The sequence below is a fragment of the Ktedonobacter racemifer DSM 44963 genome (assembly GCF_000178855.1).
Taxonomy (GTDB): domain Bacteria; phylum Chloroflexota; class Ktedonobacteria; order Ktedonobacterales; family Ktedonobacteraceae; genus Ktedonobacter; species Ktedonobacter racemifer.
This window is the reverse complement of sequence record NZ_ADVG01000005.1, coordinates 244,670-258,243: the sequence shown is the minus strand read 5'-3', so window position 1 is coordinate 258,243 and position 13,574 is coordinate 244,670. Positions and strand designations below refer to the sequence as shown.

Annotated in this window: 13 protein-coding genes and 1 pseudogene; 7 read left to right on the top strand and 7 right to left on the bottom strand. The window is 55.8% G+C overall.

The features are described 5' to 3' along the window. The first annotated feature begins 139 nt into the window (after positions 1-139). Both KRAC_RS55260 and KRAC_RS55255 read left to right on the top strand, forming a co-directional pair. The gene (locus tag KRAC_RS55260; protein ID WP_007922079.1) at positions 140-571 is read left to right on the top strand and encodes a MarR family winged helix-turn-helix transcriptional regulator; all 432 of its coding nucleotides are present in this window, start codon (positions 140-142) and stop codon (positions 569-571) included. Positions 572-686: 115 nt separating this feature from the next. Next, positions 687-1,055, top strand: coding sequence for an NAD(P)-binding domain-containing protein (locus tag KRAC_RS55255; protein WP_052569391.1), 369 nt, complete (start codon positions 687-689; stop codon positions 1,053-1,055). A gap of 43 nt (positions 1,056-1,098) precedes the next feature. On the opposite strand, the gene KRAC_RS55250 is transcribed toward KRAC_RS55255, so the two are convergent. Further along, the gene (locus KRAC_RS55250; protein ID WP_007922078.1) at positions 1,099-2,772 is read right to left on the bottom strand and encodes a transposase; all 1,674 of its coding nucleotides are present in this window, start codon (positions 2,770-2,772) and stop codon (positions 1,099-1,101) included. 158 nt (positions 2,773-2,930) lie between these two features. Here KRAC_RS55250 and KRAC_RS55245 point away from each other — a divergent pair, with 158 nt between their 5' ends. Both KRAC_RS55245 and KRAC_RS55240 read left to right on the top strand, forming a co-directional pair. After that, complete coding sequence (locus tag KRAC_RS55245) at positions 2,931-3,254, top strand: NAD(P)-binding domain-containing protein (protein ID WP_169461077.1); 324 nt, start codon at positions 2,931-2,933, stop codon at positions 3,252-3,254. Between the two features lie 207 nt (positions 3,255-3,461). After that, the gene (locus KRAC_RS55240; protein WP_007922074.1) at positions 3,462-3,884 is read left to right on the top strand and encodes a CU044_2847 family protein; all 423 of its coding nucleotides are present in this window, start codon (positions 3,462-3,464) and stop codon (positions 3,882-3,884) included. 94 nt (positions 3,885-3,978) lie between these two features. On the opposite strand, the gene KRAC_RS55235 is transcribed toward KRAC_RS55240, so the two are convergent. The 4 genes from KRAC_RS55235 to KRAC_RS55220 all read right to left on the bottom strand — a co-directional run bounded on the left by KRAC_RS55235 (position 3,979) and on the right by KRAC_RS55220 (position 9,824). Further along, a complete protein-coding gene (locus KRAC_RS55235) occupies positions 3,979-7,077 on the bottom strand; it encodes an FtsX-like permease family protein (protein ID WP_007922072.1) in 3,099 nt (1,032 codons plus the stop codon). A 38-nt stretch (positions 7,078-7,115) separates the two neighbouring features. After that, positions 7,116-7,595 (bottom strand): YbaK/EbsC family protein, encoded by a 480-nt coding sequence (locus tag KRAC_RS55230; RefSeq protein ID WP_007922070.1) that lies wholly within the window; start codon positions 7,593-7,595, stop codon positions 7,116-7,118. Between the two features lie 196 nt (positions 7,596-7,791). Continuing rightward, entirely contained in the window at positions 7,792-9,201 is a 1,410-nt protein-coding gene (locus tag KRAC_RS55225) for a CUAEP/CCAEP-tail radical SAM (seleno)protein (RefSeq protein ID WP_007922067.1), read from the bottom strand. Between the two features lie 17 nt (positions 9,202-9,218). Then, the gene (locus tag KRAC_RS55220) at positions 9,219-9,824 is read right to left on the bottom strand and encodes an oxidative damage protection protein (protein WP_007922065.1); all 606 of its coding nucleotides are present in this window, start codon (positions 9,822-9,824) and stop codon (positions 9,219-9,221) included. A 67-nt stretch (positions 9,825-9,891) separates the two neighbouring features. On the opposite strand from KRAC_RS55220, the gene KRAC_RS64515 reads away from it, so the two are divergent. Further along, complete coding sequence (locus tag KRAC_RS64515) at positions 9,892-10,842, top strand: methionyl-tRNA formyltransferase (protein ID WP_052569389.1); 951 nt, start codon at positions 9,892-9,894, stop codon at positions 10,840-10,842. 84 nt (positions 10,843-10,926) lie between these two features. Here the strand turns inward: KRAC_RS64515 and KRAC_RS80580 are convergent. After that, a pseudogene (locus tag KRAC_RS80580) lies at positions 10,927-11,058 on the bottom strand (IS200/IS605 family transposase); the annotation flags it as partial. A 41-nt stretch (positions 11,059-11,099) separates the two neighbouring features. On the opposite strand from KRAC_RS80580, the gene KRAC_RS55205 reads away from it, so the two are divergent. Together KRAC_RS55205 and KRAC_RS55200 are read left to right on the top strand one after the other, a co-directional pair. Beyond that, a complete protein-coding gene (locus KRAC_RS55205; RefSeq protein WP_007908282.1) occupies positions 11,100-11,618 on the top strand; it encodes a helix-turn-helix domain-containing protein in 519 nt (172 codons plus the stop codon). After that, a complete protein-coding gene (locus KRAC_RS55200) occupies positions 11,561-12,232 on the top strand; it encodes a transposase (protein ID WP_244422055.1) in 672 nt (223 codons plus the stop codon). The genes KRAC_RS55205 and KRAC_RS55200 overlap by 58 nt, the downstream gene beginning before the upstream one ends. A 105-nt stretch (positions 12,233-12,337) precedes the next feature. On the opposite strand, the gene KRAC_RS55195 is transcribed toward KRAC_RS55200, so the two are convergent. Beyond that, positions 12,338-13,570: an RNA-guided endonuclease InsQ/TnpB family protein gene (locus tag KRAC_RS55195; protein ID WP_007922063.1), complete on the bottom strand. Its 1,233-nt coding sequence runs from the start codon at positions 13,568-13,570 to the stop codon at positions 12,338-12,340. Positions 13,571-13,574: the final 4 nt, after the last annotated feature.

The window sequence follows — 13,574 nt, the reverse complement described above, 5'->3', positions numbered from 1 at the left end:
CTGTGCAAGAGAATGGGGCTTGCATACACTGCTTTCTTCGCTCCAGTGGCTACATTTTTTGAGATACTTGACAGGTGCAAGTATTTGAAATATTATATGGACATCCAAGTAATGGAAGGATACAAGGAGAATACAAATTATGGATCTCACTCTTGTTGGTCATCTGATTGGTGGTCAACTCATCCGCGCTGGCAGGGCTCATAACCGTGTAGCGAGTATGCGTTTAAAACACATCAATCTCTATGTTGGTCAGGAAATGTTGCTGCTCTCTCTTCAGAGAGAGGATGGTTTAACTCAATCAGAACTAGCGACTATTCACAATGTTGATCTCTCAACGATCACCAAGGTTGTCCAGCGTATAGAGCGTGCTGGACTTGTTGAGCGTAGAGCTGATAGCAATGATGCACGCATATCGAGGGTCTACTTAACAGAGCAGGGGCGCAGTCTCTGTGAACCCTCCTGGCAGATGTGGCAAGATCTGGAGAAGCAACTCACGCAGGGATTGACGGAAGCTGAGTGTATCCTTTTGCGTCGCCTGCTGGAGACTGTCGCAACCAATCTTGAGCGTTAGCTTTTTGCGTGTTTTTTTTACTTAAATACTTGAACGTGCATTTATAAGCTGCGGCTGTTATGAAACTGAATAGTGGACAGGCATGTCAGCTACTTAAAGAATGGAGGCTGATCCGATGAAATTTGGGGTACTTGGAACAGGAATTGTGGGGCGTACACTGGCAACGAAACTCGCCGAATGCAATCACGAAGTCATGCTCGGCACACGTGATGTAACTACCACACTGGCGCGTACACAATTGGATGTCTGGAGTAATCTTCCCTTCCATGAGTGGAAAGAACAGCACTCAGAGATTCAACTGGGAACGTTTGCGCAAACGGCGGCTCATGGCGAAATTCTTCTGAATGCCACTGCTGGGAATGTCTCTCTGGAAGTGCTGCAAACAATGAGTATCGATGATCTCAATGGCAAAACTCTCATTGATACTGCCAATCCATTGGATTTTTCTCACGGTTTTCCCCCCTCCCTCTCTTTTCACGGGTAGGTATTTCATTGAAGACCCTTGGTGAGCCACCTCATCAGGTAGATCAGGGAGGATTTGCTTGCCGAGACGGTTCGGGATGCGCCGGATCAAGAAAGCTCTGGGCCTGGCGGGCGACACGCTCCTGGGTGCGAACCTGACGTTGGTACCGTGTGCGCGCACACTCCTCATGCCACAGCTGGCGTTGGGCGCGGATCTGCTCCTGTTCCTCGTGACGCTGCCGCCGCGCCTCACGTTTCCTCTCGTGCTCGTGCTCCTGTTCTTGCGTGCGCGACACTTTTTCCCGTGTGCGTTGCGCTCGGTGTGCTTCGTGTTCTCGCACGCGCTGGGCTTTCTCCTCTCGATGCCGTGTGCGCTGTTCCTCCTGTTCTCGTGTGCGTTGCGCTCTGGCGTTTTTGTGCTGAGCGCGGCATTCGGCCTCGTGCGCCTGCGCCTGCACTTTCTCCTGCCGTTTCTGCTCGCTTTGTTTGCTTTTGCGTTGCCGTTGACGCTCTTCTTTGTGCTTGCGCTTTTTCACCCAACTGGAGGGGGGCTTGCCCACCGCATACACCTGCCTCGGCCAGGACTCTCCTACTCCCGTGCCCATAGGCAGATTCTCCCCGCGCATGACTGCTGCACTGATAGCCTGTTGCCCCCGCACAAAACAACTCAGTTCTCGCCCGCGGGGACGATGGAACTGCTTGCGCGGACGACCCACTTTCCCCTTGCTTCCCGCCTTTGGCCGACGCTTCTCTGCTTGTTGCCTGACCTCTTGCTCCCCTCCGACCAGCACGACCCAATGCATCGCCACCGCCATCGCCAACCATCGCCGACTGGCCCGCCCCGGATCGGTCATTTTCGTCTGTTCCCACCGCCATCCCCCGCGTTTCTCATCCTTGAATTCGTCTTCGATCCAAAATCGCATCTGGTACCACGCCCCCTCCGCTTCCTCTCCCGAGAGATCCGTCACCACCGCCAACTCCTCATCATATCCCCTCTCCCATCGCACCAGCACCGTTCCCTCTCTCGGCGTCCCCTGTTCACTCCACACCCCTCGCCCACTCCATCTGCGCCCGTGGCGGACGACGCGCTCCCCAATCGGGCGAAACGTCTCCTCGCCCACCGCCCGCAGGCTCATTCCCTCTTTGACCCGCAGCATCGGATGCCACCCTAGGCGCTGGATGGCCCGGTACAGCCAGGGCGCGTACAATCCGCGATCTGCCATCACGAGCACTTTCCAGTCCACAGGGATCGCTCCTTGCAAGGATTGCAACAGCGCTTCGAGAGGCTCTTGCCAGCTTCCTGCCTCCTTCGCCCGCAGAAAGTGCCAGGCCACCGGGATCGCACACCCACGATACACCACACTGATCGAGAGCACCGTGAACCGTTCTCCCAGTGTCGTTGCATCCAGCGCCAGCGCCAATTCGTGCTTCCCTTGCCAATTCTGGATGACCCACCGCAGCAAATCGGCAAAGCACTCTTCCACTTTCACCTCCCGTCGCCTGGCTCCCCGTTTGGCCGACGCTTCGTACTCCGCTTCCCGCAAGCGCTGACGCAGCCGCCCACGCGGACACTGCAACACATTGGCTAACCAATTGCTGACCTGCGTGATCCCACTGCTCTTGGTGAACACCATCGCGTAGCTCCACAACCCCACCACCCGCGCCTGGGGCAGGCTCAAGCTCGGCAAGTGTTTCTGCACCTCCCCTTGCCACTGTGGTATCGTAGAAAGAGAAGACATCGCTTTCCCCTTGTAAGTCAAAGTTCGAAACGGTTTCTTCTTTTTCTATCGGCAGGCTCTAGCGATCCGTCTGCTTTATTCCTCTTTTTCTTGCTTCTCCCACCTCTCCCCAGGCTCTCTCAACACATACCTACCCGTGAGAGCCCTCCCTCTCGGTCGTGAATACCGACTCGTTGGGCGAACAACTTCAGCGGGCCTTTCCCAAATTAAAGGTAGTTAAGGCGCTCAATACGATTGTTGTAGAGCTTATGGTGAATCCGAATCAGTTAGCAGATGGAGAGCATAACACCCTGATCTGTGGCAATGATGCGCAAGCGAAGTCCCAGGTTATAAACCTGCTCAGCAAAGAGTTTGCATGGAAACATGTCCTCGACTTAGGAGATATCACAGCCTCTCGCGGTATGGAAATGCTCTTACCAATTAATTTCCGGCTCTGGAATACCTACCGGACTCGCTTGCTTAATTTCAAAATCGTGCAATAGCAAGCTGGGATTGATACAAAGCAACTGATGGTAGTCTATGTGCCTAAATAGATGTGCGCACTGGGAGACAATGATGTGCATCAATGCAGTTGTGTTGTTCGCGAAGAGAAGCATATAATTGTGGTAATAGCAGCAGAGAACGATGTTTCGTTGTAGTGTGACCTGTGCGCTGGCGCGGGCACAAGTGAGAAGCAGGGTGGAGGACGTATGGCTATTATTCGCGACACTGTGCAGTGCAATGGGCAGGAGGTCGAGGTCTTTATCGAGGTGGGGGACCTGGTGGATACGCAGACCCTTCTGTCGAGGCATGATGGGACATCTCCCCAAGACCCATTGGGCGTGGCGCAAGGGGGTGTCCACCAGGTAAAGAACGCCTTTGCCAGTGCCCGGGACTTGATCGGAGCCTGTGCCTCGAATGTGAGTGAAGCCGTATTGAAGATGACGGAGAAAACACGCCCAAGCGAGTGGGAGGTCCAGATCGGCATCAAGTTTAACTCGGAGTTAAATGCTATCCTGGCGAAATCGCAGGGCGAGGCGCAACTCGCAGTCACTCTCAGGTGGCAGCAAATCATGCATGACGGCGCCTTTTGTAGTGCCATGCTGAACCCGGTGACGAATCCGAAGGCGTAAGAGCCTGCCCATTGGGACAGGAGGCTGAGCAGGCGCTTTCTGTCCCAATGAACGAAACCTGAATAAAACTTCTTCTGGCTTGCGCACTTTCTTATTAATCCTTGTTTAAGCGCAACGCTTGCGCGGGGAGCAGGTGTAGTACGTGACGCGTGACGAGAAAGATAATGAGCACGCACACAAGGGCAAAGGCCAGGAAGGCCAGGGCCAGCGAAGTGGGTGCTTGAACCTGGACTTGAACGGTACGTTGCAGCATGTAGAAGTCCAGGCTCGTGACGTTGCCCAGAGCGTTATTTACTGGCGTACTGCTGATCATGAGCCTGGGTATCAGGGTAAAGGTGAAAAGCAGGCCAAAGACGACCCCGAAGAAGAGCGCGACCAGGTGGATAACGCCCTGCTCCCAGATGAGGATCCGTGCCACCAGGGGCGGCTCTGTTCCCAATGCCCGCAAGACAGCGAAACCAAGTTGCCGCTCGTGAATGCTATTCCAGGTAATCAGTATGTTTCCGCATAACCCTAGCAGGAGTGCGATAGTCGTGCCAAGTGCGAGAAGCAGCAAGAGATCCAGGGTCAGCGGGTCTGTGCGGAGCGCCTCAAGGAGCGCGCGCCGATCCTGAAGGTTCGCCAATCCTACTTCATCTGAACCGTTCAATTGCGCACGCAAGCGAGCCAGGAAAGCAAGATTATCACTGGTTCGCAACCATGCGCGTGTGAGGGGGAGTGGCTGCTTATCAGTCTGCGCGTGATAAGCAGCGAGTGTCTGGTAGTCCACCAGGAGCGCTGGCGTCGCAGACTGATCGGTAGAGGAAGGTGAGTCATACATACCTTCAATCATATTGACGCGTGCGAGTGCTTTATAGGTAGTGGTGTAGGCATGACCAGAATCATACGAGGTCAGCGTAAAGGTCTTGCCTGGCGAAAGATGCAACTGCTCCCAGCCCAGCGTATCAACGAGGGCAGACACCGCTTGAGGATAGCTGGTTGTGGGCCGTTGTCGTGCGAGTTCACGCGTCAGAGCCTCAAGGGGTTGCTCGGAGTTTTGTGTGCTCCAGTAGGTGGCTCGCGCGTAGGTTTTGGCATCAACGGCACGAATGCGGATGGAGTGGCTCTTATCCTGAAAACTGACAATCTCGCTACCAAGCGAGACCGCGCTGACTCCTAGTAGTGCGTTGTATGTTTGATACGCATTTGTGATCGATGGCTTGACCTTTCCCACAAAAGAGCCACTGAAGTCGGCGACGCTTTCATAGCTGGCAAGCTCTGTGAGTCGTTGCTGTTGTGAATCGTTAAAGATAAGCGTCAGCATGATGAACGAAGACGCGAGTGCGAGCAATAACGTGATCTGCAAGGGCCGACGTGGCGAACGCGTCATCTGGGCCAACGCGAGCATGGGTGGAGCGGTTCTCCCGCGATGGGCTAGCCGGGCTAACAGATTGAGTCCACGAGGCGCGAAGCGCAGGAAACAAAAGAGGATGCTGAGCATAAAAAAGAACGGTGCCAGCAGGGCAACAGGGGTTGCAATGGCGTAAATCGTGTCATCTGAAAGCAAGCCCTGGAGTTGAAAGACATAGTTCGCTATGAGATAGAGTACCAGCGCGATAACCGCGGAGATGGCATCCAGGTAGAAGCGTTCCCAGTAGGGGCGCAGCGTTACGCGTGCGCTCTCGTAACGCTGCGTGAGCACGTTCAAACGCAAGCTTTGCGCCAGGGTGAAGAGCATACTCCCCATACCCGCAAGCAGCGCGAGTAATGCATATGGAATGACACTTTGCAACGTCACCATTGGCTGTTGCCAGAGGATCATTGTGGTGTCCTGAGCCAGTGATGGCAAGAGCGGCCGGGTAATCGTGCTTACCACCAGGGGCGCGAGCAATATCCCAATAATGAACGCAATGAGCGATACGACCAGGCCTTGAAGTGAAAAGGCACATATGATCTGAAGGGCGCTCGCGCCACGACTGCGGAGAAGGGCGATGCCCGATGATTGGCGTTCAATGAGCAACGAAATGAGCACACTCATGAAGAAGAGGTCAAGCAAGATGGTAGGAAGTGAAATAATGAGAACTGGGACGCGAGAAAGCGTTATATGGGTGCTCAACTGGTTGAGCACCGAGGGGCCAGTGCCCACCAGGGGACTACCATAGCTCAAGTTTAGTAAGTAGGGCGATGGCAGATTGCGTAACATATAGCTATGTAATGCAACTCCATTGTAGAAGTCCAGGTCCGTGCTTCTCAACGCCTCACGGAAACTGGCATAGCGATCAATAGACAGGCGCGAAGGATCAATAAACAGGTCCCAGTAAGCGAAGACGGTGGAATCAAAGACAAACGCCTCTGGCGAGGAAGGCTGGGAGTTCGTTGTGTCAGATGCTTGGGCCTGCGAGAACTGCTCCTGGCACCAGGCGCCCAGTGCGTCACTTGAGAGTAGCAGGGGGAAGCTTAAAGGCCGGGTATGATCGGGTATGAGAGGCGTGGGCAGAAAGCTGGTCCCATGCCAGAAAATGTCACTGGTGTTGGCTGCGATAAGGCCCACGACGCGTAGTGTCAGGCGAGTCGTACGCTTATAAGATGTGTCTGCGAATTGTGACGTGTCTTTATCTTCCACGCTGGTATAGTAGCCTACGCTGGTCGTTATGGTTGCGCCAGGCGAAACTCGCAAAAGCGCGGCGGACTCCTGAGTCAGGAGAACTTCAGGTTCGCTATGCTGCTGACTGGAAGGGAAGCGCCCACTGAGCAGGCGCACATGCGACCGCATCTGCTGGATATTGGTGGAGATGAAGCCGAGTTGATCCTCGGAGTCAGGTCCCGCTGGTGACACCAGCGGGAAGCCATACACTCGGTATTGCGCTGGCTGATCCTGTGTCAGGTAGGGGGCAAGATGCTCTTTAAATGGGGCTGTGCTTGCTGATGTCATTGAAGCCAGTAATTGAGGGGAGAGGGCCTGAGCCTCCGCGCTGATTGTAATGCGTGTATTTTCGGGTGAGACGCGCAGGGCCTGGCGCAGGCTGGCTGTGCCTGTGACCTGTTCAAGGAGCGGAATTGCGCATAGCAGGAGCACCGCCGCGCTCATACCCAGGCACATCGTCAGGAGCAGTAATCTATTTGGGCGCCAGCTCCACTGTGCCAGGCTGAGAGCCAACAATACACTCTGATACATGGAATGAGTAGGAGGCTTGAGCCTGGACGTGAAGCGCATGATAGATAGTCCTTTATCATCACTCTATGCGTAAATAGCTATTTGACGTCAATAATCTCGCCGCCGGTCATCTCTTTCAGGTTCTGGGGGGTGAGGCGGAAGACGGCGTTGGGCGTGCCTGCCGCGGCCCAGATCTCTTGATACTGGAAGAGGTCAGCGTCGATAAAGGTCTTGAGTGTAGAGGTGTGACCGATAGGCGCAACGCCCCCAATGGCGAAGCCCGTGCGTTCGCGCACAAAATCGGCGTTGGGCTTCTCGATACCCTCGCCGGAAGCGGCCTTGAGGCTCTTCTCATTGACGCGATTGGTGCCGCTGGCGACGACAAGGATGGCCTGGTCGCTCTCCTTGCCCCGGAAAATAAGGGATTTGACGATCTGTCCTACGGTAGTGCCAATAGAGTCCGCGGCCTCCTGCGCGGTACGTGTGGGACTGGGCAGCTCCTGGACCTGGCAATCAAAGCCACGCTCGCTGAGGATATCCTGTACGCGTTGCGCGCTTGCACTCAATGTTTGCGTCATGCGGATGAAAATCTCCTTTGTCTATGTTTAATGACTTCTCGCGCCTGCGGCGCTCACCTGGGTAGGGAGTGTGGCGGTGGACACTGGCGACCAGCGGTCGCCAGTGTCCACCGCCACACTCCCTACCCAGGTAAAAGGGTTGTGAGAATCACTCACAAGAAAATTATAGGGCCAACTGGTCCTTGGTGGGCTCTGCTCAGCAGAACCAGGATTCGGTCAGGTGGGGGAGGACGTCGCGGGGACCGTAAGCGCTGAGCGCCTGTGCCGGTGAGAAGTCTTGTCCCAGCATCGCGAGGGCCTGGGCCTTGACTTTGAAGAAGGTCTCGCTCGCATCGGCCTGGCAATTCTCGCCCTGCGCGACAATGGCGGAGACGCGCTCGTGCAGCTTGTCCATCCGTGGATCGGAATGTTGCCAGCGATAGGTATAGTTCTCGGCATCCAGGTCGCGTAACCATCTCTGGCTCTTCTCCTGTGCCAGGAGTGCGGACCCAGGCGGGACGAGCAGGCGAATCGAGAGGTGTACCGGGTCGAGATGTTCGATGGCGTGCTGCTGCTCGAAAAAGTCAAGGAGTTCGATATAGCTCTCCAGCGTCTCCCAGGGGGAAAAGGGGAGCAGCGAGGGGCGCAGCACGATACCGGCTTCCCGCGTCAAGGCGAAGGCGCGCCGTACGTCGGCAGCTGTATGCCCCTTATCGAGCCGCAGTAGCGCCGTATCGTTGAGCGACTCCACGGCGGAGACGATGAAGACGCAGCCCAGTTCGCGCATCTCGGGGAGCAGGGAGGCGTGCTTGAGCAGGTGCTCAATCTTGACCGTGGCGTCAAAGGTCACTTCAGGGAACTCAGCGTGGAGCGCGCGGGCGATACGCAGGGCGTGTGTGGGACCGTTCCAGAAATCGGGATCGCCAAAGGTGATGTGGCGTGCCCCCTGCTCCACCTGGGCGCGGATGTCCGCCAGGACAATTTGCTGGGGGACAGCGAAGAAGCGCCCCTGGTAGACGGGCGTGACGGGGCAGTGCAGGCAGGTATGTTTGCAACCACGCGTGCTCTCAGTATAGCCTACGATGCGTAGGTCATCTCCCCATTGCAGGCGCGCATAGCGGTCCAGGGCGGGAAGCTGGCGGCGCTGTGGCACCAGGAAAGGCGTGCGCGCGATCCAGGCTCCACTGGCATGCTCTCGTGTGCGTACACCGGGAATGGCTGTGTCTTGCCCCTGCTCACGGGCCTGCACAAGGCGTAAGAGTGGCTCTTCATATTCGCCACCAATTGCCGCATCGATGGTGCCCTGGAGCAGGTGGTCGGCGTTGAGCAGGGCATAGAGGCCGTAGAGGCAGATAAATGCCCCTGGATTGACCTGGCGCACGCGGCGCGCCACGGCCTCGCCCAGGCGCAGCGCCGTGTGCATGGGGACGGATATGGCGATAAAGCGGGCCTGCTGTATGGCCTCGTCGCTGAGCGTATCGATAGCGGTATCCACGGCGTGGGGCGCGAAGCCATCCTGTTGCAGTATAGCGCTCAGCGAGGCGAGGTGGAAGGGCTGATGCCCCTGCTCATAGCAGGAGAGCAGCAGGATCGCCCCTGGTTCTCGCCAGTTTGATAGTGCGGACATTGTTCCCTGTCGCTTCCTTACTTTTTGCGTGCCGCGCCGCCGCCGCCACCACCACCCTTACGGCTAGCACCACCGCCACCCGCGCCGACCTCTTCAGGTGCCCAGCCTTCGGGCATACGCGCATCCTTGCCAAAGAAGAAGTCCTCCATCTGCTCGCGCAGGATCTTGCGTGACTCGGGATCGGCCATGTTCAGGCCATAGTGGTTGATGATGAGCGTGCTTTGCGCGGGCCACATATCCCAGGCCTGTTTGGAGATACTCTCATAAATGCGCTGCCCCAGAGGACCAGGGAAGGGTGGCTTATCCAGGCCGGGAAGTTCGCGTTGCAGCTTTGCGCAGAAGACGATGTGCGGCCCGGCCTGCCCGGCTTGAGCGGGCTTGGCCTGCTCACTCTCGCCGAAGAAGAACTTCTCCATCTCCTGGCGCATGGCTTTGCGGGCCTGGGGGTCGGCCATATTCAGGCCCCGGTCGGCGATAATCTGCATGCTGCGGTTGGGCCACATCTGCCATGCCTGCTGCGAGATGTTATCATAGATACGCTGCCCAAGCTCGCCTGGGAAGGGCGCTTTGTCCAGGCCAGGAAGTTCCTGCTTTAGTTTGACACAATAGACCATTCGTGGCATGATGAAAACTCCTGTTACGCACAAACGAGACTGAATGATATTGAGATACTACAAGATGCAATCAACTATGTCAAATAGCTTTGAGCAGGGAACGGCGCCGCGTGTGCTCTTTTTCGGCATGCAAGGGACGTTCTCGGCCCTGGCGCTCAGCGCGCTGCTGGAGGCAGGAATCGACGTCCGCGGGGTGGTGATACCCGGTGGTGCCATCCCTGGGAGAGCCACACCCGCCATCACGCGCTATGAAAATCCGCTGCCAGCGCGTACTATGCTGCCGCTCGCGCATACTTCGCTACATACCAATATTGTACAAATCGCAACGAAACAGCACCTACCACTCTGGAAGGTGAGCCGCTTAAACGATCCCACCACCCACGCCATCCTCGCGGACTATGAACCCGACCTGGTCTGTGTCGCCTGCTTCTCTCGCCTGATTCCCGCGCGCATTCTGGACCTGCCCCGCCTTGGCTGCCTCAATGTCCATCCCTCACTCTTGCCCGCTAACCGGGGACCCGAGCCGCTCTTCTGGACCTTTCGCGAGCACCAGCACGAGACTGGCATCACCATTCACCTCATGGACAGAGGCATGGATAGCGGTCCCATCGTCCTGCAAGAGCGCATCGAGATTCCCGATGGCATGAGCTATGAGCTGCTAGAGACGCGCTGTGCCGAGCGTGGCGGCGCCCTCCTCGCCCAGGCCGCCTGGCAACTCTACCGCGACGAGGCCCAGATCGCCGAGCAGGACGAGGCGCTTAGCAGCTATCACTCTTTCCCCGCGTATGAGGATCTTGGCATCCCCGTTGACCAGTGGGACGCCCGGGAGGTCTACAACTTCATTAGTGGCGTCGGCCACTGGGAGTCTCCCCTCCATATAGAGGCCCCCGATAGCGAACTGGAGACGCTCGAAGTGCGCAACTGTTACTCCTACAGCCTCGAACCACTAGAGGATAAGCGCCGCGTGATTGATGAAGGCGGCCCCCTAGTGGTGCGCTGCAAGCAGGGCTGGGTGAGGGTCGTTTAATCTATCTTGATGTAGAGGTCGGGAAAGGTGAGCCTGGGCGGATTATCCACCTGGTATGTCATGTCGATACTGTATTGACTTTCTGAATGTCCTTTCCTTCCAAAAGTGTCTTCTCAATTCATCTTCGTGCATCTGCCAAAGCTGAAGAGTCGATTCTTGCTTTAACCTTCGTACTATCGCGAGCGGTGCTATCCTCGGTTCGCTTTTACTAGTGCATTCTGACGAAAGGTCATAGGAAATGTGGTATCATAGAGGGCATGAAAGCCCCCATTTTTATTCGACCACTGACCAAAGACGAACACAGCCAGATCCAGGCGGGGTTGCGTTCGTCCAATGCCTTCGTGTTGCGACGCAGCCAAATATTGCTCGCGTCTGCCCGTGGGGAGCGCGCCCCCGCTATCGCCAAGTATCTGGGCTGCGACGACCAGACCGTTCGCAATGCGATCAAAGGCTTCAATATAGCTGGACTCACCGTGCTCAAAGAGGGGTCTTCGCGTCCCCATCGACTCCGAACGACCTTCACCATCGAAGCGGCCGAGCGGTTGAAAGCGCTCTTGCACCGCAGTCCCCACGACTTTGGACTCGACCGTGGCCTGTGGACCTTGGAACTGGCGGCCAAGATCAGTTTCGAGCAGGGCGTTATCCCCCACAAAACGTCGGTGGCGAGCGTGCGCCGAGCGCTCCAAAGCTTAGGGACCAATTGGAAGCGTGCCAAACATTGGATTACCAGCCCCGACCCCCAGTACCAGCAAAAAAAAACGCACGCGATCGGCTGATGGCCTGGGCGAGCACCCAACCAGGCTGGGTCATCGGGTTTGTGGACGAGGTGTGGTGGAGCAGGTTCGCTCTTCCTCGTCTGTCCGCCTGGCAAGGGAAAGATCAACCCGTGCGCTTGGTGGAACAGACGTGGCAAAAAGGTGATCCTGATCCCAAAGCTCTCGCCTGTTATGGAGTATTGTGGCAACAGGGACCGATCGATGATCCGATTCGCAAACAGATGTCGCTGCGCTTCGTGACCGGACGCCCCGTCAGCGCCATCACCACCCAATTTCTGGAGTGGTGTTGCACTCGACTGCAAGCTCAAAACAAGACTTCTTGGCTGCTGATCTGGGATAATGCCTCCTTTCACGTGAGCAAGATGGTGCGGACCTGGATCAGAGAGCACAACAGCCTGGTCAAAGCCGAGGGCAAGGGCGTGCGTATTCTGCCTTTGTTTCTGCCCACGAAAAGCCCTTGGCTCAATCCCATTGAGCCCAAATGGGTCCATGCCAAACGCAATGTAGTCGAACATGATGGGCTGCTTACCGCCAAACAGCTTGCCGCACGAGTCTGTGCCTACTTTGGATGTTCCTATGAGCCACATCTTGTTCTTTCCGAAAAGGTTTCGTAATTATGCACTAGGCAGTCAGTACCCTACGGCTAAAGCCGAGGGCTTGGAGTTGTGTCTGAACTCCACCGCAATTCAGCATACCTTTTCAGGCGTGCGGCTTTGGCTTCATCGTCCGACACAGAAGGCGCGTACTGACAAGAGGCCCGTTCCTCTCCAGTCTTGCCGGAGAAGAAGCGTTCGCATCGCAATGTTTCTTGCACCAACCAGATCGGCATGGAGCGTGTACTGACAATTCTGACAGACGAAGAGCAATCCTTTGTTGGGTCTATTCTCTTTGCAGGTGTGCCCACATTTGGGGCAGGCCTGCGAGGTATAGTTGGCATCGACCTTGATCGCCATACTTCGATGTAAGAGCGCTTTATAGGCAATCATGCTATGCAACTCAGCGAAGGACCATTTGGAGAAGGTACGATTGGCTTTTCGCTGTTTTGCATTTTTGCCTTTGCGTCGTTTGGTACGCTCTCGAATGTCTGTCAGATGCTCCAGTCCAATCAAGCTTTGAGGGTGCTGTAGGACAATCCGCTTACTCACGACATGATTGGTATTCTGCTTCAACCGTCTCTCTCGTCCACTGATGGCAACGAGCCTTCTTGTCGCTGAACGAGTGCCTTTCTTTTGCAGACGTTTTCTCAGTCGTGCGTAGTGGTTTGCCTTGGGGACAATCTGTTTGCCTGAATGGAAGGTGCAATCCCCTTGCATCGTCGCCGTGACGGCAAGGTATCGCATCCCCACATCCACGCCAACGACTTGCTTGTGTGTTTCAGGTGTAGGATCAGCCGTCTCAATTTCAAGAGAGACAAGGAGGTAAAATTGTTTCTTGGGCTTGTCATACCAGAGTTTCGATGCACCAATCTCCGCTCCACGCTGGATCAATGCCACATGCTTATTGTAGCCAGTATAGGGCACGATAACACGTCCCTCAAGGGTCAGGATGCTCACCTGCTGCTCTTTCTTGAAGGTGTAGTCTTTCTTGTACTGATAGGTCAACGTGGGGGAGATGAACTTGGGAGCCTTATCAAGCCCTTTGTAGCGTTTCTTGGTCTTCCCTTCCTTACGATGAACAGCATTGTTCTTGACCTTTGTCCAGAGGGTTTTATACGAGGCACCAACTTGGCGAGGAACAGAACAGGCCATTTGCGAAGGCAGATGAAAACGGAGGCGGATCTCTTCGTAGGTGGCATCTTGCAAACGAACAGCATTGCTCATCTTGCCATGCGCAAAGGCGTACTGGCTCACATAGTTGAGAGAATCCCGATACGCCAGTTGCGTTGTACGTAATGCCTTGAATTGCTCGGGCGTTGTATTTAATTTGAGTTTCGCTGTTACTACCGTTTGCATACGC